General features: G+C 35.5%; 1 protein-coding gene. It reads right to left on the reverse strand.

Annotated elements, in window-relative coordinates:
* Positions 1-76 precede the first annotated feature (76 nt).
* A complete protein-coding gene (locus ACRD7B_RS22835; protein ID WP_430826985.1) occupies positions 77-313 on the reverse strand; it encodes a GIY-YIG nuclease family protein in 237 nt (78 codons plus the stop codon).
* Positions 314-330 lie beyond the last annotated feature (17 nt).

The following is a 330-nucleotide window of genomic DNA, read 5'->3' on the forward strand; positions in this document are numbered from 1 at the left end:
GAAATAACCCTTCATCTCGGTGGTGCCACCTGGAATCGCCCCGATAGCTATCGGGGCAGGGACACCTGGATTGTTTTTAATAGTATTTTTCAAGAAGTTTTAATGATATTTCGGGATGTTTAGTCAAGTTCAAGTAGTATTTTCTTGACCTATTATTTTTAATATGCTTTTCAATTTTCAAAGCTTGTGATCTAGATTGGCATTGCAGTTTGAAAAATAGTTGCCAATCATTGGTGAATTTAGTTGAAGAATTTTTGAAGCAGCCTGAATTATGCAGTTCTATTCTTTGGTGTAAGTCTTGTGTTTGACCAATATAGTATTTGTCAAAGG

The organism is Carboxylicivirga fragile (genome assembly GCF_050589805.1).
In the GTDB taxonomy this organism is placed as follows: Bacteria; Bacteroidota; Bacteroidia; order Bacteroidales; family Marinilabiliaceae; genus Carboxylicivirga; species Carboxylicivirga fragile.